Source organism: Oceanobacillus sp. CFH 90083 (assembly GCF_009389585.1).
GTDB lineage: Bacteria > Bacillota > Bacilli > Bacillales > Amphibacillaceae > Oceanobacillus.
On sequence record NZ_VIYG01000016.1, the window covers coordinates 1 to 20589 of the forward strand.

Annotated in this window: 22 protein-coding genes; 7 read left to right on the forward strand and 15 right to left on the reverse strand. The window is 38.3% G+C overall.

Going from position 1 to position 20589, the window contains the following annotated elements; all coding sequences use genetic code 11:
* Positions 1 to 903, forward strand: a 903-nt coding sequence (locus FLK20_RS18265; protein ID WP_227995140.1) for a class I SAM-dependent methyltransferase, incomplete at its 5' end; no start/stop codon positions are given.
* A 180-nt stretch (positions 904 to 1083) separates the two neighbouring features.
* Here FLK20_RS18265 and FLK20_RS18270 read toward each other — a convergent pair.
* From FLK20_RS18270 to FLK20_RS18280, 3 genes are read right to left on the reverse strand one after another with little or no spacing between them, the layout of a single operon-like run.
* Positions 1084 to 1494: a CoA-binding protein gene (locus FLK20_RS18270; protein ID WP_152658103.1), complete on the reverse strand. Its 411-nt coding sequence runs from the start codon at positions 1492 to 1494 to the stop codon at positions 1084 to 1086.
* A gap of 50 nt (positions 1495 to 1544) precedes the next feature.
* Positions 1545 to 3068 carry an ABC transporter permease/substrate-binding protein gene (locus tag FLK20_RS18275; RefSeq protein ID WP_152658032.1) on the reverse strand — a complete coding sequence of 508 codons (1524 nt, stop codon included), beginning with the start codon at positions 3066 to 3068 and terminating at the stop codon, positions 1545 to 1547.
* Complete coding sequence (locus tag FLK20_RS18280) at positions 3065 to 4039, reverse strand: ABC transporter ATP-binding protein (RefSeq protein ID WP_152658033.1); 975 nt, start codon at positions 4037 to 4039, stop codon at positions 3065 to 3067. Before FLK20_RS18280 ends, FLK20_RS18275 begins: the two co-directional genes overlap by 4 nt.
* 351 nt (positions 4040 to 4390) lie before the next feature.
* Between FLK20_RS18280 and plsY the strand changes: the two genes are divergently transcribed.
* From plsY to FLK20_RS18300, 4 genes are all read left to right on the forward strand, one after another.
* A complete protein-coding gene (gene plsY, locus FLK20_RS18285; protein WP_152658034.1) occupies positions 4391 to 4972 on the forward strand; it encodes a glycerol-3-phosphate 1-O-acyltransferase PlsY in 582 nt (193 codons plus the stop codon).
* 115 nt (positions 4973 to 5087) lie between these two features.
* Positions 5088 to 6020 carry a GTP cyclohydrolase FolE2 gene (gene folE2, locus FLK20_RS18290; protein WP_152658035.1) on the forward strand — a complete coding sequence of 311 codons (933 nt, stop codon included), beginning with the start codon at positions 5088 to 5090 and terminating at the stop codon, positions 6018 to 6020.
* 7 nt (positions 6021 to 6027) lie between these two features.
* The gene (gene yidD, locus FLK20_RS18295) at positions 6028 to 6282 is read left to right on the forward strand and encodes a membrane protein insertion efficiency factor YidD (RefSeq protein WP_227995142.1); all 255 of its coding nucleotides are present in this window, start codon (positions 6028 to 6030) and stop codon (positions 6280 to 6282) included.
* A 64-nt stretch (positions 6283 to 6346) separates the two neighbouring features.
* Positions 6347 to 6643: a HesB/YadR/YfhF family protein gene (locus tag FLK20_RS18300; RefSeq protein ID WP_152658037.1), complete on the forward strand. Its 297-nt coding sequence runs from the start codon at positions 6347 to 6349 to the stop codon at positions 6641 to 6643.
* Between the two features lie 60 nt (positions 6644 to 6703).
* On the opposite strand, the gene FLK20_RS18305 is transcribed toward FLK20_RS18300, so the two are convergent.
* The 5 genes from FLK20_RS18305 to FLK20_RS18325 form a co-directional block, all read right to left on the reverse strand.
* A complete protein-coding gene (locus FLK20_RS18305; RefSeq protein WP_152658038.1) occupies positions 6704 to 7000 on the reverse strand; it encodes a hypothetical protein in 297 nt (98 codons plus the stop codon).
* A 2-nt stretch (positions 7001 to 7002) separates the two neighbouring features.
* Positions 7003 to 7431, reverse strand: coding sequence for an acyl-CoA thioesterase (locus FLK20_RS18310; RefSeq protein WP_152658039.1), 429 nt, complete (start codon positions 7429 to 7431; stop codon positions 7003 to 7005).
* 28 nt (positions 7432 to 7459) lie between these two features.
* On the reverse strand, positions 7460 to 8056 hold the full coding sequence (locus FLK20_RS18315; RefSeq protein ID WP_152658040.1) for a TlpA family protein disulfide reductase: 597 nt from the start codon (positions 8054 to 8056) through the stop codon (positions 7460 to 7462).
* Between the two features lie 157 nt (positions 8057 to 8213).
* On the reverse strand, positions 8214 to 10925 hold the full coding sequence (gene acnA / locus FLK20_RS18320) for an aconitate hydratase AcnA (RefSeq protein WP_152658041.1): 2712 nt from the start codon (positions 10923 to 10925) through the stop codon (positions 8214 to 8216).
* A 264-nt stretch (positions 10926 to 11189) separates the two neighbouring features.
* The gene (locus FLK20_RS18325; RefSeq protein ID WP_227995144.1) at positions 11190 to 12317 is read right to left on the reverse strand and encodes an ATP-binding protein; all 1128 of its coding nucleotides are present in this window, start codon (positions 12315 to 12317) and stop codon (positions 11190 to 11192) included.
* A gap of 224 nt (positions 12318 to 12541) precedes the next feature.
* Here FLK20_RS18325 and FLK20_RS18330 point away from each other — a divergent pair, with 224 nt between their 5' ends.
* The gene (locus tag FLK20_RS18330) at positions 12542 to 13015 is read left to right on the forward strand and encodes a DUF2621 family protein (protein ID WP_152658042.1); all 474 of its coding nucleotides are present in this window, start codon (positions 12542 to 12544) and stop codon (positions 13013 to 13015) included.
* A gap of 211 nt (positions 13016 to 13226) precedes the next feature.
* Here the strand turns inward: FLK20_RS18330 and FLK20_RS18335 are convergent, their stop codons facing one another.
* The 7 genes from FLK20_RS18335 to FLK20_RS18365 all read right to left on the reverse strand — a co-directional run bounded on the left by FLK20_RS18335 (position 13227) and on the right by FLK20_RS18365 (position 19045).
* Complete coding sequence (locus FLK20_RS18335; RefSeq protein WP_152658043.1) at positions 13227 to 13694, reverse strand: CcdC family protein; 468 nt, start codon at positions 13692 to 13694, stop codon at positions 13227 to 13229.
* 266 nt (positions 13695 to 13960) lie between these two features.
* The gene (locus FLK20_RS18340) at positions 13961 to 14665 is read right to left on the reverse strand and encodes a cytochrome c biogenesis CcdA family protein (protein ID WP_152658044.1); all 705 of its coding nucleotides are present in this window, start codon (positions 14663 to 14665) and stop codon (positions 13961 to 13963) included.
* 427 nt (positions 14666 to 15092) lie between these two features.
* Positions 15093 to 15320, reverse strand: coding sequence for a YneF family protein (locus FLK20_RS18345; protein ID WP_152658045.1), 228 nt, complete (start codon positions 15318 to 15320; stop codon positions 15093 to 15095).
* A 47-nt stretch (positions 15321 to 15367) separates the two neighbouring features.
* On the reverse strand, positions 15368 to 15835 hold the full coding sequence (gene sirA / locus FLK20_RS18350; protein ID WP_152658046.1) for a sporulation inhibitor of replication protein SirA: 468 nt from the start codon (positions 15833 to 15835) through the stop codon (positions 15368 to 15370).
* Positions 15836 to 15990: 155 nt separating this feature from the next.
* A complete protein-coding gene (tkt, locus tag FLK20_RS18355) occupies positions 15991 to 17991 on the reverse strand; it encodes a transketolase (RefSeq protein WP_152658047.1) in 2001 nt (666 codons plus the stop codon).
* Positions 17992 to 18092: 101 nt separating this feature from the next.
* A complete protein-coding gene (locus FLK20_RS18360) occupies positions 18093 to 18326 on the reverse strand; it encodes a DUF896 domain-containing protein (RefSeq protein WP_152658048.1) in 234 nt (77 codons plus the stop codon).
* Positions 18327 to 18394: 68 nt separating this feature from the next.
* Positions 18395 to 19045 carry a YneB family resolvase-like protein gene (locus tag FLK20_RS18365; RefSeq protein WP_152658049.1) on the reverse strand — a complete coding sequence of 217 codons (651 nt, stop codon included), beginning with the start codon at positions 19043 to 19045 and terminating at the stop codon, positions 18395 to 18397.
* A gap of 615 nt (positions 19046 to 19660) precedes the next feature.
* Between FLK20_RS18365 and lexA the strand changes: the two genes are divergently transcribed.
* A complete protein-coding gene (lexA, locus tag FLK20_RS18370) occupies positions 19661 to 20281 on the forward strand; it encodes a transcriptional repressor LexA (protein ID WP_152658050.1) in 621 nt (206 codons plus the stop codon).
* Positions 20282 to 20589: the final 308 nt, after the last annotated feature.

Below are 20589 nucleotides of genomic sequence, written 5' to 3' on the forward strand. Positions count from 1 at the left end.
CATAGCAGGGGGTTTTCAAAAACATTTAAAATAAATATATGTTGCATTAAATTAGCACATCAACAGACTTTTATTCATCAGGAGGGCATTATGATCAAAAAAGAGGACATTAATTTAACTATGCTATCTATTCCGTATGTTAAAAGTAAGCACTTAGACGACAAGCAATCTCGGAAAATAATTGAAAAATTCGAAAATGCAAAGGACTATCAAATAGATTGCGATGCAGTATATGATGGTTTCTTAACACGAAATGTGATAGCCAGGCACGCTTATTTATCTGAAAAAATAAATAAGTATAAACATTCATTTGAACAGTTGCTGATTTTATCGGTAGGATTAGATACAAAACCGGATACATTGCCTGCTTTAAAGGACAAAAACTGCTTCGGATTAGACATTGCAGCAAATGATATTAAAAATATTTATACCTATTCTCAAACCCAAACAAAGACGAAAATTTTACAATGCGACTTTCAAAAAGATATCCATTCAGCACTGCTTGATAAATTGGAACACGCAGGGATGATAAGGAGTAAACCGACCTATATTATTTGGGAAGGTGGAACCTTTTATATTGACGCATCAGACATATATCATACACTCCAATATCTATGTCATCATTTAAATATTATCGGATGCAGTATAGATTTCATGAACAAAGATTTATTTTCCCCTCCCAGACACCAAAAAGCTAAAAAACAGCTTCAGTTAGTAGAAAAAATAGGAGTCCCTTGGAAATCATTCTTCTCAAAAGAAGCTTTAGAAAAGATGTTTAAAAAGCTTGGGTTTACTGATATTGCAATCACTTTACATGGGGAATACGAAAAAAAGGCCTTAGGCAATATTAACCTTGATGAAGATATTATGTATATGGCTACTGCAGTTAGAAAGGAAATATAAAAGACTATTTTTCTTTTCGGTATATCGCTTCCTATATGCTTTGATAGTTATCTTCTAACAAGTAAAAACAGCAGCTCTCCTTTATTTATATCATAAAAAGAGCTGCTGCTCTTATTTACATAATGAAATATGGATTTACATCTGTCCATAAAGAGATATATCTATGATTGACAAGATATTTTATTTCAATAACACAGCATGTACAACTTTAATACAAAGATCCATTGCTACTTCAAAATCATGCTCTTTTAAATAGTTATAAGCTTCTTCGTTTACAATTCCCTGCTGTGCCCAAAACATTTTACAATCTGTTTGTACTGCATCTCTCGCAACGTCAGGCAAATGCTCCGGCCGGCGGAAAACATTAATAATATCAATAGGCCCGTCGATTTCCGCTAAAGAACTGTAGGCTTTCTCTCCAAGCACCTCGTCAACTGTTGGATTAACAGGAATAATTTTATATCCTTCCTCCTGCATTCTGTGTGCAATTTGATACGATGTTCTTTCCGGATTAGCAGATAAACCTACAACCGCAATCGTTTTCGCATCCTCCAAAATTTCTTTTAACCTTTCTTTGCTGGGATTTTCAATGATCATGATAATTCCTCCTTAATAGTAATGAGATGATGGGACTTTCTCCATCATTCAATAAAACCTTTTTCTATCAAGTACTCTCGGGCAACATCTTCTGCAAATGCATCCTCATAATCGACTTGATAATTCATTTCCCGCATTTCTTCATCAGTAATCTGTCCGTGCAGTTGATTCAGAATATCCTCAAGCTCCGGATATTGCTCTAACGTATCAGCCCGCATTAACGGAGCTCCCTGATATGGCGGGAATAAATTCTCAGAGTCCCTGAGGGATATCAGCCCTAATTCCACCATATAGCTGTCCGTTGCATAGGCATCTATCACATCTACCTCACCACTTTCAATAGCTCCCTGACGAAGACCCGGGTCCATTGTGTTTACCTCATTAAAGTCCAGATTATATACGTCCTGCATTCCGACATAACCATCATAGCGGTCATTAAACTCTAATGTGAAGCCGGCTGTTACATTATTTTCAATCAATTTCAAATCAGAGATATCGTTCAGATTATTTTCTTCTGCAAATTCCTCCGTAACTGCTACGGTATACGTATTATTAAACAACATTGGCTCTAAAAGTTCCAAATTATATGCTTCTTTTATACCATCTCTAGCCTGGATATATACCTCCTCCGCTTCATTAGACTCCGCTTGTTCATCCAGCAGAGATACAATTACTGTTCCTGTAAATTCCGGGTAAATATCAATACTTCCTTGCTGTAATGCGTTAAATACCATATCTGTTTTTCCAAGGTTTGGTTCTAAATCAACGGTTATATCACTTTCTTCTTCAATTATGATTTTATATATATTCATGATGATTTCAGGTTCTGACCCCAATTTACCGGCAATAACAATATCCCCTTTTTCGTTTCCCGGCATCATAAAGGGAACCGTAATGGCAAGAACAACCATAACAAGCATCGCAATAAAAGCCTGGATACCATATTTTTTAGACAGCCTTTCAAATAAACGCAGAATAAAATCAAGAATAATTGCTAATAAAGCTGCTGGTATCGCTCCTAATAAGACAAGTGAAATCTCTCCTCCACGATCCAGGCCAAGTAAAATGATATCTCCAAGCCCGCCGGCACCAATTAAAGCTGCGATAGTTGTTGTTCCTACGATAAGGACCATGGATGTACGGATACCAGCCATAATAACCGGCATCGCAAGCGGCAGATCTACTCTCATTAATTGTTTTCTTGTATTCATCCCCATTCCTCTGGCAGCTTCCCGTAATGCCGGATCTACTCCGTCTATTCCTGTATATGTATTTCTGAGAATCGGCAGCAGCCCATAAAGTACAAGTGCAACGATAGCCGGCTGAGGACCAATCCCTAAAAATGGGATTAAAAAAGCTAACACAGCAAGGCTGGGTATCGTCTGTAAAACGGCTGTTATACCAATAATAGGTTCTGCGACACGCGGATACCTTGTCAGCATAAGCCCTAATGGTACAGCAATTAAAATCGCTATACCGAGCGAAATCAAAGAGATCTGCAAATGCTCCCAAATAGCTTGAAAGAGCATATCCTGCCGATTCTGAAGCACTTCGATAAACGAGCTCATAAAATCCCCGCTCCTTTCTTCTCCTGCTGATAGAAGTATTGAAGCAGTTCATCCCTCGTCACAACCCCAACGATTTTTTGTTTATTATCCACTATTGGAAAGATCGTCTGATCGGATGTTTGAATTATTTTATACGCATCTTCCAGTGTACTTTTTACAGGAATTGTCGCACCATTTTCCTGCTCGTGTTCATGTACAGACCGGACATCTTCTTTCATGACTTCCTGAACAGATTTCAGCCATGGTGATTGACGGTTTCCAATAAATTCTTCCACAAAATCATTTTGGGGATGTTTTAGTAATTGTTCAGGTGAGTCGCATTGAACCACTGTTCCTTCTTTCATTAAACAAATACGATCGCTCATTTTCAAAGCTTCGTCCATATCATGGGTAACAAAAACAATCGTCTTTTTAATCGCTTTTTGTAGTCTATTAATATCTATTTGTAATTGCTCCCGGCTAATTGGGTCAAGTGCACTGAACGGCTCATCCATTAATACAATATCAGGATCAGCAGCTAATGCCCGGATCACACCAATACGCTGCTGCTGCCCTCCTGACAGTTCGCCCGGATAACGTTTCTTGAAAATGGATGGATCAAGTCCTACCATATCCAATAATTCATCCGTCCGTCTCTCTGCTTTCTCTTTTTTCCACTTCAAGAGTTCGGGAACAACTTGAATATTCTCCTCAACAGTCAGATGCGGGAATAAAGCAATCTGCTGCAAAACATATCCAATATTCCAGCGTAGTGCATGAATGGAATAATCACCTATCGGTTTGTCATTTATGTATATTGTCCCTGCAGATGGATCAATCAAACGGTTAATCATCTTCATTGTTGTTGTTTTCCCGCAGCCGCTGGGACCGATTAACGTCATAAATTCTCCTTTTTCGACAGTCAGATTAAATTGATCAACAGCAATTGTTCCATCCGGGTATGTTTTTGTAATATCTTTAAATGTAATCATTTTAATCTCCCCTTTGATAAAAAGATTCCCGATTATACGCATTTAAAACGTCTATCAGCCGTTGTTTTCAATTGTCATTTCCAAATCGGAACTGCCCGCTAAAACCTTTTATCTCACATTTGAAAACCGGCTCCATCCAACCCTTTTCGTTCATCGATGAAGTACGGTCACATCAAGCCGGACAAGTCAATGCTAGGACATCGTGTCCATCGTACTTTATTTCTTAAAATCTTTATACACTCTTAAAGTGTAAAAAATTTTGTACTTAAACTGATTGGTTCATGCTAAAATAGCCATAGGAACATAGAAGATGATGTACTATACGAAATTTAAAAAGAAAGTTGGGAACATATGGATTATATTATTTTTGGGATCATTGCATATCTCTTAGGATCTATTCCGTTTGCCTTAATCATTGGCAAAATCGGCTATAAAATAGATATTCGTGAACATGGAAGCGGTAATCTTGGCGCAACCAATGCTTTTCGTGTACTTGGAATAAAAGCAGGCAGTATCGTTATTCTGGGCGATATCTTAAAAGGAACGTTGGCTGTGTTATTACCTCAATTATTTGATGCGAATGTTTATCCTTTAATTATTGGTATTATTGCTGTTTTAGGGCATACTTATCCGATTTTCGCTAAATTTAAAGGCGGCAAGGCCGTTGCAACATCAGGCGGGATGATTCTCGGAATTAACCCTGTCTTATTTATCATTATGATTGCTACATTTTTACTAACCTTATATTTATCTAAATATGTTTCCCTTTCCTCCATGATAACTGGAGTTGTGGCCTTTTTCGCATCATTGTTCTTCCAGAATACTGGATTGACAATCGTAATTCTTATCTTAACTATTTTTGTAACGTATCGGCATTGGGCTAATATTAAAAGAATAAAAAATGGGACAGAGCCTAAAATAACTTGGATGTAGCAGTTCGATAAATTGAATATTTAAGCCGAATTCAGTATACTAGTGGCTAGTTATAATTATTGATTGTATGAGTATCTAAGGCACCATAGATGCTGACAAGAAAGGGCGTTTTGTTATGCAACAAATAAACACAATTCCATTAAAGAAACTTCCATCCAAGGAAGAAAGACATAGATTATTTGGTTCTGTTCCACCGGGAGAGAAGAAAAAACCGACCGAAAAAAGCAAAATGGCTGATTTACAAAATATAAAACGTGATTTCCTTTTTGATCTGGATGCAGTTGGTGTAGCAAATGTAAAATATCCTGTCCGTGTCATCAGCGGGCAAGCACCTTTTGAACAAACAACTGTCGGCACATTTACATTTTCATCCAGCATCCCTGCAAATAGTAAAGGAACCAATATGAGCCGTTTTATGGAGCTTTTAGAGCAATATCATCAAAGCGGATTTACTGTTTCTGTTGATGAATTAAAACAGTTTACAAAGGATTTAGCAATGAAATTAGAGCAGTCAGACGCTTCTGTTTCTGTAAGCTTCCCCTGGTTCTATGAGCGTCAAGCACCGCAAACCTTTGCTGCCGGGTTAAACCATGTAGAAGCATCTATTTCTGTCCGTTATTCTAAATATGAGGATTACCAAATCAATGTTTCGTTGGATGTACAAATAACCACATTATGCCCCTGCTCTAAAGAAATCAGCGAGTACAGTGCCCATAATCAGCGTGGTAACGTAACGCTGGAAGCAGAGCTGGAGTCGAACGTGTCAAATAATGATGGGGATTGGAAGGGACTTCTGCTGGAAGCTGCTGAAAGTAACGCAAGTGCAAGGCTGCATCCTATCCTAAAAAGACCGGATGAAAAGATGGTGACAGAAGCTGCCTATGAAAACCCCCGATTTGTGGAGGATATGGTCCGTCTGATTGCCGCCGATCTTTATGAGCTGCCAGAAGTGATAAAGTTCCATGTTGCATGCCGTAACGAAGAATCGATTCACATGCATGATGCGATTGCTTCTGTCACCTATGATAAACGTAACGAAGAAGGTTGATGGTCATATGAAATATATATTTATTGGGCTGATCCGCTTTTATCAGCTTGCCATCAGCCCATATACACCAGCAACCTGCCGCTTTTATCCCACCTGTTCAGCGTATGGTTTAGAAGCATTTCAACGTTTTGGATTTTTTAAAGGTGGAATATTGACTATAAAAAGAATCAGTAAATGCCATCCATTTCATCCAGGCGGAGTCGATTTCGTTCCAGAGAAACCCGAAAAGAAGAAGCAGCATGAAAAGGGCATATTTAAATAGTACGATAAAATTCGCTGTGATTTTTATAAGACTTTTGAATATCCTCTAAAAAGGGAGAGATAAAATGGAAATCAAAGTATCAGAACAAGCAGCCAAATGGTATAAAGAGGAATTAGATTTACAAAACGAAAAGAATATACGATTCTTCCCGAGGTATGGCGGTGTTGGCGGCAGAATTGCCGGTTTTTCAATTGGTATTAAAGCGGAAGCACCTAAGAATGAAGCAGCTTCCACATCTGTAGCAGACATCCATTTCTTTATCGAAGAATCGGATGATTGGTATTTCGAAGGAGCTGACCTGTCTGTTTCTTATGATGAGACGAAAAAAGAACCAAAAATTGAATATCCCGAGAGAAGCTAGAACAGGAACACATATGACAAGCGCAGGCGGAACAAAATAGTCCGCCTGCACTTATTATTTCTATTTAAACCTTTCTAATTGCTCCAGCCGATTTTCTGATTTCAGAATTTCCCGTTGATAATCACCAAAAAGATCAAAATGAGGATATTCCGGCTTTAAATCAATCCAGGACTCATCTAAATTATACTTTCTGCCCCATTCTTTCAGCTTTTTCAAGTCACTGCATCCTACTTTTGTTACTGTATTACAGTCAGGAAAGCGATCATCCAGCCAATAATGCGTGATAAAATCTATTTTTCCAGCCCGGACATTCTGCTTCCACTGACTTAATTCTTCTCGCTTTAATCCAAACGCCATTCTTAATCCTCTTTCTCCAGCTGTTTTTGATAGGCAGCATGCCAATCGGGAAATTTCCTGCGGATTGACAATGGCCGAAAAGTGTCTTTATCAACAATGGTATGTGTTGTTGTTCCAGTAACAGCTATATCTCCTGCTTCATTTAAAATCTGATAGCCATAAACCGTACGCAAGCCATCATAAGCCTCCAGCCAGGTTTTAACAACTGGCTTTTCACCATAGCGTACAGCATTTTTATATGAAATTTGTGCATCGATCACCGGAGAAACAACATTTCGCTGTTCCATCCCTTGATGGTAGTTAAGCCCCAAAGCTTCCACATACTTTGTACGTCCAATTTCGAACCAAACAAGATAGTTTGCGTGATATACTACTCCCATCTGATCCGTTTCTTGATATCTTACTTCTATCGGTGTTTCTGTAACTAACAATCTTTCTTCCTCCTTGCTTCTCCTTCAATCAGTCCATTTCTTGCACCATTTTCTCCATAAATTCATAATCCATCGGTCCAATTCTTCTCGGCTGCTGTACGATTCCATCTGTACCAATAAAATAGGTCGTCGGTGCAGCATAGACGACGTATGGATCAGATAAATTATCATCTTTATCTAATAGTACCGTAAAAGTATGTTCATTCTCCTCCATAAAATCTCCTACGTCTGACAGCTGGTTTTCATGCTTTGTCATATTGACAGCAACTACTTCGACCTCATCCTGATAATCGTTATAGAACTCCTGTATTTCTGGCATTTCTTCGATACAGGGAGGGCACCAAGAATACCAGAAGTTCAAAATTACTTTCTTCCCCTGCAAATCCGAAAGCCGGAAGCTGTCCCCTTCCAATGTCTCCAATTCAAAGTCAGGAGCTGGTTCACCAGGTTCTACTCCAACACTTTCAGCTGGTGCAATCGCAGCACCCTGCCCCATAGAACCATCATCTACAAGAACTGCATCTTCTTCTGACGTATTGTTCATCACCCTATCTTGAATTACATTTGCAATAACTAATCCAACAAGTACTAACAATAAAGTCAGCGCAAATATTCGTTTATACAATCATATCTCCTACCAATCCACATTGGTTTTCCTTCTTCTATCCTAAAGAGGAACTTCCCTTTTGTAAAGAATCTAGACCTGAATAAGAAGGCATAGAAAAAGAGCCTAGCTTCCTAAAAAGCACAGACTCTTTTTCCTTTATAAAACAGCAGGCTGCTTATGCTTTTACCTTTTCACGCAGCACCATACGCAGAATACCGCCATGACGATAGTAATCAATTTCAACATCGCTGTCAAAACGGGCAACCGCTTTAAATGAAGTTACTTTTCCAGCCTCATCTGTTGCAGTTACATTTACCAAATCACCAGGTTTTACAGACTCATCTACTTCTACAGCAAATGTTTCTTTACCAGTTAAGCCCAGGCTCTCTGCACTGTCACCTTTTTCAAATTGAAGCGGTAATACACCCATCATAACAAGGTTTGAACGGTGAATACGCTCGAAGCTTTCGGCAATAACTGTTTTAATTCCTAATAGATTTGTACCTTTTGCAGCCCAGTCACGGGACGATCCCATGCCATAATCTTTTCCGCCGATAACAACAAGACCTGTTCCATCCTGCTGATATTTCATTGCAGCATCATAGATTGGCATTACATCACCAGTCGGCCAGTAAGTCGTATAACCACCTTCTGTACCGGGAGCTAACAAGTTACGGATACGAATGTTTGCAAACGTACCACGCATCATAATTTCATGGTTACCACGGCGGGATCCATAAGAGTTAAAGTTTCTTGGTGAAACGCCTTTCTCTTGTAAGAACTTACCTGCCGGCATATCTTTTGCGATAGCACCTGCTGGTGAAATATGGTCTGTTGTTACAGAATCTCCAAATAGTCCGATAGCACGTAATCCGCTAAGCGGTTCAACCGTACCAGCTTCCGGTGTTAACCCTTCAAAGAATGGCGGGTTTTGAATATAAGTAGAGTCTTCATCCCACTCAAATAACGGTTCATCTGTCGTATCGATTTCATTCCATTTCTCGTTAGAGCTGAATACATCTTCGTATTCTTTGCGGAAGATCTCAGGTGTGACAACTTTTTCCACTTCTTCTTTAATTTCTGTCAGTGTCGGCCAGATGTCATTCATGTAAACATCATTACCGTCTTTATCTTTGCCAATAGCATCTTTCGTAAGATCAATATCCGTTGTTCCAGCAAGTGCATATGCAACGACAAGTGGCGGAGAAGCAAGATAGTTCGCTTTCACTAACGGATGGATACGGCCTTCAAAGTTACGGTTACCGGATAATACAGAAGATGCAATTAAATCGTTTGCTGCAATAGCTTCTTCAATCTCATCACGTAAAGGTCCGGAGTTACCGATACATGTTGTACATCCATAACCTACAAGGTTAAAGCCTAATTTATCTAAATATGTTTGTAAACCGGCATCCTCTAAGTAACGTGTAACAACTTTTGAACCCGGTGCTAATGAAGTTTTCACATACTCAGGAACTTCCAGACCTTTTTCAACTGCTTTTTTCGCAACTAATCCTGCACCTAACATAACATATGGGTTAGATGTATTTGTACAGGACGTAATTGCCGCAATAGCAAGGCTGCCTGTTTTCATAACAGAAGTCTTACCATTTGGATGCTTGATTTCAACTTCTTTATCAAATTCAGATTTATCTAATCCGAATCCCTGGTTTCCTTCTTTTGCAGTAATTGCTTTATTGAATTCTTTTTTCATGTCAGATAGTGCAATCAAATCCTGTGGACGTTTTGGACCAGAAAGATTTGGCTCTAATTCTGACAAATTAATTTCAATTACTTGTGTGTATTCCGGATCAACACCATCTGCGTCATACCATAAATCATTTTCTTTACAATATTTTTCAACAACGCTAATTAATTGCTCACTGCGTCCAGTTAATTTTAAGTAATCAAGAGATTCCTGATCAATTGGGAAGAATCCGCAAGTCGCACCATATTCCGGCGCCATGTTAGAAATAGTCGCACGGTCAGCTAATGGCATATCCTTCAGTCCAGGGCCAAAATACTCTACGAATTTTCCAACTACATTTTGTTCACGCAACACTTGTGTTACTTTTAATGCAAGGTCCGTTGCAGTCGTACCATTTGGGAAGGAACCGGTAAATTTCACACCAATTACTTCTGGTGCAGGGAAATAAGAAGGCTGCCCCAGCATACCTGCTTCCGCTTCGATTCCACCAACACCCCAGCCCAGAATACCCAGACCGTTAATCATAGTTGTATGGGAATCTGTTCCTACAAGCGTGTCAGGGAAAGCATCATAAGTACCATCTTCATTTTCAAGCGCATGTACAACATCAGCCAGATACTCCAAGTTAACCTGGTGGACAATTCCGGTTGCCGGCGGTACTGCACGATAGTTATTAAATGCTTTCTGAGCCCAGTTTAAGAACTGGTAGCGCTCTGCATTACGCTCAAATTCTAATTCCATATTTGCGCGTAATGCGTCTGGTGTTCCATATTGGTCAACCTGTACAGAGTGGTCAATAACCAAATCTACTGGTACTTCCGGATTGATTTTATCCGGTTCTCCCCCAAGATCAACCATTGCTTTACGGAGAGATGCCAGGTCAACTACTGCTGGAACTCCTGTAAAGTCCTGAAGAATTACGCGGGAAGGCTTAAATGGAACATCTGCCCCTGTCGCCTTATCTGTTCCCCAATGTGCCAATGATTCAACATGCTCATTTTTAATTTGATGACCATCATGCTGTCTTAATAATGATTCTAAAAGAACACGGACAGAAAATGGCAAGCGATCAACTTTACCTAACCCAGCTTCTTCCAGAGTCTTTAAACGGTAATAATTATACGTTTTACCATTTAACTCAAACTGCTTTTTTGCATTGTACGCATTTGTGTTCGACATATAGTGTTACCCCTTTCATTTCTTCTCCTTCTCCCAAATGGATGAAGAAGGTCTTACTTTTGTTAATCCATACTGCTATTCAAATAAATAGACCGTTCATAGTATATAATATAGGAATCTAGCAAATAAAACAAATAATTATTGTTACTTAGTAGATAGTAAAAAGTTATGCCAAGGGATAAATATTACTTATATAATTGCGGAAATATCGATAGTGAAAATAATATACATTTGTAAAAAAACGGAAAATAAACAATCGCAACGCTACTCTCCTGATTCCGCTTCATCATCTGCCTTGGGGAAAATAATTTCAAATGTACTTCCCTTCCTCGCATTATTGTACATATGAAAGTCCGCTTCATGGTTACTAAGAATTTTTTTGGTGATTAAAAGTCCCAGTCCAGTTCCTGATGTTTTTGTCGTAAAAAATGGCTCCCCTAGCCTGTGTAAAATTTCATCCGGCAATCCGCAGCCTTCGTCAATAACAAAGAGTTTTACTTTATCATCTAATTCTTTTGCTTCTACAATAATTTTTCCAGATTGATCCATTGCTTCAATAGCATTTTTCACCAGATTAATCAGAACCTGTTTAATTTGAGAACGATCACAAAGAATAGATGCGTCCGTACTGCTTTGCAGCTGAATTTGAATATTTTTTTGGTTTGCCTGTGACTGTAATAATAATCCCACATCCTGCATCATTTTCGTTACCTTTTCTGTAGAACGATTATCTGTTAAAGGTCTCGAAATAAACAGCAACTCCGATGTAATTGCTTCAATTTTCTCCACCTCCTCAATCATTACATTAAAGTATTCCTCCTTATGCTGTGCACCAGCCTGAAGTAACTGCAGAAATCCCTTTAACGATGTCAGCGGATTACGTATTTCGTGAACTAAACTGGCAGCCAGCTGCCCTGCTACATTCATCTTCTCTGACCGGATCATTAAGTCATCCAATCTCGCATCCTCTGCTTTTCGTTCTAAATAAATCAGAAGCCTATTTTCGACATCTGTATCTTGAAAAGCATAATCCAACTCACAAGAAAAAGAAAGATACTCTCCTTCTTTGTTCGGAATATCCATTGTTCGCTTTTTAGCATTCACCTTTTTTTCAGTCAGAGCCTGTGAAATAATCTCCAAATCTATTTTAACCGGAGAATCTACCCATGTCTTCCCAATTACTTCTTTTGGCTTATAGCCTAGCATCTCATATACAGTATCACTAATATATTCTATTTCATTATTTGTATTAATGACAACTACGATTCCTTCTATTTTTTTGCTCAGCCAGGAAATAATGGCCGCTGAAAGCATTGCATCGGGGTGTAAACTTTGACGACTCTCAGAACGTTGTAAGTCATTCAGGGACTGATTTCTATGCTTTTTATCCATACCCATGCTCCTTTCAGAAGTTATTTATAATAATTTGTATGATTATGACGAAACAATTATGAACACTTGTATATATTTCTTAATATCTTTATAATATTAAAGTAAGAAATTATCACATTGGTTAAATTAATGTTACTACAATTTTCTAAAAAAATAAATTGATAGTTTATAATGAATTAGCAATATTCGTAATTTTTTTACGTAAAAATAAGGTGAGGTGTGCGATGATATCACTGATTATTATTATGTGGGGTTGCTTATTAGTAGGATTGATGGCAATCGGTGGATATTTTATGTTTCGAAAGTTTTTAAAGCGGCTGCCTAAAGAAGATGGACGTTCCATTATGGATTGGGAAGAATACTATTTAGAGCAAACCTTACATAAGTGGTCTCAGTCAGAAAAAGACTTTTTAGAAGAACTCGTTTCTCCGGTTCCTGAGCTATTCAGAGATGTTGCCAGACAAAGAATTGCCAGTAAAATTGGAGAGCTATCACTTCAAAAAAACGAGGATACGATTACACGTTCGACGTTGATTGAAGGGTATATTTTAGCAACCCCAAAAAGAGATCATAAATTCCTCCGTAAAAAGCTGAAGGAAAATAATATTGATATTGCCCCATATGAAAATTTTTTCAAACAGTCAAAAGACAATTACCAGGAAAATTGGGAAGCAAAATACAAGCAAAAAAAAGGATAGTTTCCAGATTTCAGAGTTGGATAAATAGATCCATGATCGTTTTAGGAAAATAGTTTTTCTTAAAGAAAACTTGGCAAGCCAAGCCGGAAAGGCGCAGGATTGCCTTAGTTGGGGATTGCGATTACTCGTCCCAAGGAAAGCGTTGCACTTATACTTTTTTCCTTAGATTCTTTATACTTTCTTAAACTGCAAAAAAGCAAAGTGCCAAAATTTACGCACCTTGCTTTTTTGTCAGCTTGATATATTGATAGAGCATAGCCACTCTCCACGTACCTATCATCCCCAGGGCAAGCAAAAAGAACATGCCGGACGTTTCACCTACAGAAATGCTTGTACCAATAATAAGCTTGATAATAATACGGATAACTAATAAGCCTACTAAAATTACCGGAAACATCTTTGACGGCTTGACATAAATATGCTCGCCTGCATGCTCCAATTTTGATGTTTTTATTAGAAAGATAGAAAATATTATTCCGACAAGCAGTGCTTCTGCAACTTGAAGCCAGCTTATTTGAAACATCGGAAATAAAAACATAAGTGCTCCTGTACTCATAAAAAACGGTGGCAATATAATGCTTTTTACAGATGCAGGCTTTTTAGAAGCACGCATTCGCACAAATATCATCGTAATTGCCATAAATGCAAAAACAGCAGTCGTCGCAATGGCCAAATACATACATAACAACTCTTTTCTCTATGCTCTGGAAAAATATCGGCCAGAATAACTTTGACCGATATTTTTCCTCCACACCATAAACTATTTTTTCTATAGTAGTGGGTGTTCAAAAAGTTTGCAAGAAGAACCAATAGGTCAACACATTTCCGCAGCAGGACAAGGTGGACCCTGCGTTGCCCCGTAACGTAGGCGTTCTTAATAGAAGATCCTTTTCCGTCGTGTCATTTTTTGGACTTTTTGAACATCCGTCATCGTATTGTTGAAAATTAAAATCCAGTAAAACCAAACAGATTTGCTAAAAATGCTGTGAATCGGGTCATCCAATCAAAAAATAATGCGATTCCCATCAAAACCATAACCCAGCCGCCTATCTTCACCATTTTTTTACTATGTTTTCGAAACCATTTCAATTTGCCGATAAAGAAAGCAAGCAATAAGAATGGAATAGAGAAGCCTAAAATATAGCTGATCATCATGACAAGTCCGATATTAGGGTTTGTGGCAGCTAATGAGAACACGACCATTAGAATTGGTCCGGTACAAGGCGTCCAACCTAAAGAAAACGCCATTCCAATAATAAAAGATCCGAAGAAGCCAGCCGGACGATTTTTAAAGTGAATTTTACGATCCTTCATAAGAAATTCAAAATTTAATACACCGACAATGACTAAACCAAAAAAGATAATTAAAATAGCCCCAATCTGCCTGATCGGATCCTGATAGGTCATTAAAAATTCAGAGACATATGTCGTCGTAAATCCAATCATCACAAATATACTTGAAAAACCGATTAGAAAAAATATCGTATGTAATATTGCTTTTCGATCAAGCCGTTTACTGTCTTGATTTATTTCATCCATGCTCATTCCGGTAATATAAGAAAGGAATACCGGATATAGCGGAAGAACACAAGGCGAAATAAATGAAAGAAATCCAGCTGCAAAGGCCAGGAAAATATTAATTTCTTCCATATGAAGCCCCCCTTACTCAATCATTTCTATTTTAACAGAGAAATAAAAAATTGAAAGCCAAATTTATGACAATCTATATACATTTTGTGAAAGGTCGTTCAGAAATATGCTTACACTTTTTCAGTCAGGAAGTCTTCCATTTTTATCTGCTCTCCCTTCTGTTTAATTTCCCTTTTTAGAATAATCGGTATAAAAGATTAAACAAGCTTACCGTTTTCTCCGTTTAATATTGCACTTTTTGCTTCACTTCTTTTTACCATTTCATAAAAAAACCACTATTCTGCTTCATTTTTTAACAGAAAAGTGGTTTTTGAGAAAACTTAACCAATCAATTTTTAACCATTGGAGAAAAATTAATCTGAAAAGTTTTTAACTATATCAGTAGAAAAATAATAAGTGCTATAAACGCTGATATATCAAGGTTTATCTATTTTCCAGACTGATTCTGGTTATTCATCGCCCGCATCATTTGATTGATTTTCTTCTGTGACGGCTTCTGACCCATTTGCATCATCAATGTACGAAGCATTTGCTCATTAATCGGCGGATTCTTTTTCAAGTAGTTCATCATATATTTTCTTGCAATGAAAAATCCAAGAGCAACACCAGCAATTAAAGCTGCAATTGCAATTAATACTATCCATATCGTACCCATGTTACAAAATTTCCTCCTTCGTGTTGTCTCTAATACAGTATATTAGATTAGAGGAAATTATACAACACTTGACTTTCATCACTCTGAGCTTTTATAGGCTTAGGAGAAATCCACCCATATTGGGATGTATCTTTCCCTTGAACAAAGAAATAAGGATGAATATCTTCTAAGATAGGAAAAAGCAATGACATCGCCGTAACTAGATGATTACATTTTAAAATTAATTGCCCGTTCTCAATATACAGGCAAAGTACTTCTTCTCCTTTTTTTACGAGAACTCTATTTCCAATCCGTTTTACAATAATATCAGGCGAAGAAAACGTCTTTAAATGCATAGCAAACTTATAAAAATGGATTTTTCGCGTTATAAAGCGAAATTGCTTTCTGATGATAATTTCGTCCTCATTTTCAGCTTTTTCAGCACATTCTAGAAAAAAGCGATGTAATATATCACTTTTGTGAAAATAGTTTTTTGCTACATTTTCTTCTACCCAATAAATTGCGTATTCATTCATCACGTATTCCCCCTTTGATTACCATTATAGAGGAATCTATTTCCGAAAGTTGTCATAATAGTGTGCAAAGAACAACTTCTTTTGTCGAAAGAACCATAAAGAGAGAGATGCTAGCACCTCTCTCTTTATCAGATATAAACAATATAAATTTTTCCTTATTTCGTAACTTCTTCTACCAATTGAACCACATTATCTACGGTAAATCCGAATTTTTCAATCAGCACATCTCCATTTGCAGAAGCACCAAAACGATCAATTGTTAATGTTTTACCTTCAAAGCCGACATAACGGTCCCAGCCAAAAGAAGATGCCATTTCGATCCCGACTCTGGCAGTTACTTCTTTCGGGAGAATTTCATTTTTATAAGCTTCATCCTGTGCTTCAAAACGATCCCAGGAAGGCATACTTACTACCTGTGCATCAATATTTTTTGCTTTCAGTGCCTCTTGAGCTGCAACTGCTAATTGAACCTCCGAGCCTGTCGCTAAAAGAATCGCATCCGGAGTCTCTTTTTCAGATTTACTTACAATATAAGCTCCTTTTTTGACTCCTTCATAGGCTAATTCTGCTGTATTAGCAAGCGTAGGAAGATTTTGACGGGTCAATACAAGGGCTGTAGGCTGATCTGTTGACTCTAGTGCCAATCTCCATGCTGCCTGCACCTCATTTGCATCCGCCGGACGAATTAAAGATAGATGCGGTATCGCACGCAATGCTGCCAGATGCTCAACAGGCTCATGTGTCGGCCCATCTTCCCCGACTGCAATCGAATCATGGGTAAACACATACGTTACCGGCATATTCATGATAGATGCCAGACGAATGGACGGACGTAAGTAATCACTAAAGACAAAAAACGTTCCGCCGTAAACATTTAAGCCGCCGTGAAGCGCCATCCCATTTAATGCAGCACCCATTGCGTGTTCACGTACACCAAACCAGACGTTACGTCCAGCATAATCTTCTTTTGTAAAGTCAGCTTCCTCATTGATCGTTGTTTTGTTTGAACCGGCAAGGTCTGCACTTCCGCCAAAGAAGTTTGGAACAGCTTTTGCTACGGCATTTAATACTTCTCCAGAAGATGCACGTGTAGCAAGCTTAGAGCCTTCTTCATACACCGGCAGACTTTCATGCCAGCTTTCTGGAAGCTCTCCGTTTAAGGCAAGCTCAAACTGTCTGCCCAATTCTGGATACACTTCTTTATAAGCGGCAACAAGTTCCTTCCATGCTGCTTCTTTTTCCGAACCATTGCGCTCAATTTTTTCTTGAAAATCAGCATATACTTCATCCGGTACATGGAATGCATCATGCTCCCATTTGTAAGTTTCTTTTGTTAGCTTCACTTCATCTGCTCCAAGTGGTGCACCATGGGAAGCACTGGATGCGGATTTATTTGGAGAGCCATAACCGATAATTGTTTTAATTTCAATGAGTGTAGGCTGATCCTGATTCTGTTGTGCTTCTTTCACTGCCTGGCGAATGGCGTTGACATCATTACCATCCTCCACCCGTAATACTTGCCAGCCATATGCTTTAAAGCGTTGTTCTGTATTTTCAGAGAAAGAGCGGTCTAAATCACCATCCAGTGAAATATCATTGGAATCATATAAAGCAATCAGCTTACCCAATCCCAAATGACCGGCTAAAGATGCTGCTTCATGAGAAATTCCTTCCATTAAATCCCCGTCACTTACAATAGCGTATGTATAATGATCGACCACATTATACCCTTCTTTATTATACGTCGCACCAAGGTGCGCTTCAGCCATCGCCATTCCAACCGACATCGCAATACCTTGTCCTAATGGACCGGTTGTTGCTTCGACACCGTCTGTATGATGTACTTCCGGATGTCCAGGTGTTTTCGAATCCCATTGACGAAAATCTTTTAAATCATCGATAGATACTTGATAGCCGGACAGGTGTAACAGGCTGTAAAGCAGCATCGATCCGTGTCCTGCCGATAATACAAAGCGGTCGCGATTGAACCATTTGGAGTTCTTCGGATGATGGTTCATGAAATCTGTCCAAAGCGTATACGCCATTGGCGCTGCCCCCATTGGTAAACCCGGATGCCCTGAATTTGCTTTTTCAATCGCATCAATGGATAGTGTGCGAATGGTATTAATGGATAGTTCCTCAATTTGTTGTGTCATTGTTTTTCCCCTTCCACTTCAAAACATATTCTATTTCTTACTTTATTTTATAATGAAATCCCTTACTATACAAGCTAAGTTAATATGAAGATTAGGCAGAATTAGTGTTTTTTATTGCGTTCCTGATAATCACGAAGCTTTTGCGGCGTCACATCATTACCTTCCGGATCAATTACTGTCATCCCTTTTAAGTGATTTTTAAAAGATCCGCGAACATTTGCTAAATACTCTTTACGCAACGCTTGCTGTTCATTCTTTTCTTCCTCTGTTAACCCTTCATTCTTCGCTTTATTTGCTAAAGCATTAATTCTATCCAGTTTATCTTTAGACAACATATACCTTGTCCCTCCTTGTACTAAAAAAACAGGAGATATACTTCCTGCTTCTTTATCTTACGCTACGATTAATTTTCATTCAAGGAATTGATATATTCCTGATAACGCCGGTGGATTGTTGCTTTTGATACATGATAACCAAGACCGTTTAAAACCGCTGTAACCTCCTGAAATGTTAAGTTATTTTGACGCAGGCGGACAATCTCTTCTATCGGGATTTCGGTGCGCTCTCTTCCCGGAGACTGATTGATATGATTTAAATTTTTCTGGGGTTTATATCCATTCATCACAGCACGGCGCATTCCGCGCTTTATTTTCATATTATGTAGTTTACGCTGATATTCTTCCACTATACCGACAATATTTAACACCATCGAGTCCGCTTCATTCAGCTCCAGCTCTCCTTCATGTGTCATCGTATAAATTGGGATATTCACTTTCTGCAGCTGATGAAACAAAGCAATTTTTGTATTTCCTCTTCCCAGCCTTGTTTCATCTTGAATACAAAGGCAATCAGCTTCTTGATTCAAAAAATAATCAAGAAGCTTAAATATACCATCTCTATCTATGTCGTAGCCGCTCGCTTTTTCCTGTATGCAATCCACTACGGTAAAATTTAATTTTTCAGCCAGCGCTGTCAATTCTTCGTGTTGTCTTTGCAGCGATGTTTCCTGTGTTTCTTTTTCTGTACTTACCCGACAATAAATAATCGCTCTCAACGTTTTATCCTCCAATAACTGACCGTTCTTGTCCACATTTCAGGCTGCATTTCTTTAACTGAAATTCTCCTAAAGGTTCTATCGAGCTGCCTCCTTTTTATTGGATGAGACGAATATCTGATAAGGCAAAATAACCTCACGCCAATTACTATCAAGGGTTATCCTAAGTTTTTAGCTTTTATGGACAAAATGACTATAAGCACCCTTGTATTTGCATCCTGCCGGCGTATTTTAAAACTGTGCTTGAAGTGTTATTTTAACATACAAACCAATTCATCCCATAACCAAACGGAAGAGAACGCCCGATGATTCATAAAATAAGCAAGGAAATAATTCGCTTTGTTTAAAAACTCAAACTGTCGTAACCATCATTGTATATAAAAAGATTAACGCAATAATAAAAGCTACAATATAAAATGCATCTGACTTCATTAATTTTTCAAACATATTAAAACTCCCCTTTAGTATTTTATAGAGTCCCGGAACAGTTGTTCTGATTACAGTATATTAAGAACAACTGTTCTTGTCAACATTTTTTAGAACGTTTGTTTGTAAAATAATTATTTAAATGCTATACTATGAATAACAAATACTTATGCTAGAGGGGAGTAAGTCATGACAAAACTATCAAAAAGACAACAGATGATTTTTGACTTTATAAAAGATCAAGTAGAACTAAAAGGGTATCCGCCTTCCGTACGTGAAATCGCAGTAGCTGTCGGGTTAGCTTCAAGTTCTACCGTTCATGGTCATTTAGAAAGATTAGAGAACAAAGGATATATTCGGAGGGATCCAACAAAACCACGTGCCATTGAAATTATTTATGGCAATGAAAATGATGCGCCCAGGGATAAAGCGATTTATGTGCCCGTAATTGGAAAAGTTACAGCGGGGATTCCTATTACTGCCATTGAGAACGTTGAGGAATTTATTCCTGTTCCAAGCTCTTCAGCAGGACCGGATGATAACCTGTTTGTTCTTGTCATTGATGGAGAAAGTATGATTGAAGCCGGCATTCTAGACAAAGATATGGTGATTGTTAAGCAGCAGAGTTCTGCCGATAATGGCGATATCGTTGTAGCGATGACGGAAGATGATGAAGCAACTGTCAAACGATTTTTCAAAGAAAAGAACCGCTTCCGTCTGCAGCCTGAAAATGCAACTATGGAGCCTCTTTATTATGAAAATGTATCTATTCTTGGTAAAGTGATCGGGCTTTATCGTCATATTCATTAAACAAAAATCGAGTATTGAGAACAGTTCGTTTGCTATAAACACTTAAACCTTGAAATTGTACCGATCGTGACTTCACCACAGGCATAAATGCAGCGGTTTTGACGGGAGGAGTAATCGCAATGCTTTCCGGTGGGGCGAGTAATCACAGCCTCAGTCCCAACTTTGCTTCTGTGTACGCCCGGGCTTGCCAGTCAGCAAGTTTTCTTTATCACAGGGCGGCCCGTGTCAGCGCTCAAATTTGGCACTTGGTGCTGAACATTGCATTATTGAATAAGAATTAAATTATGCAAAATTTACTTTTCTATACT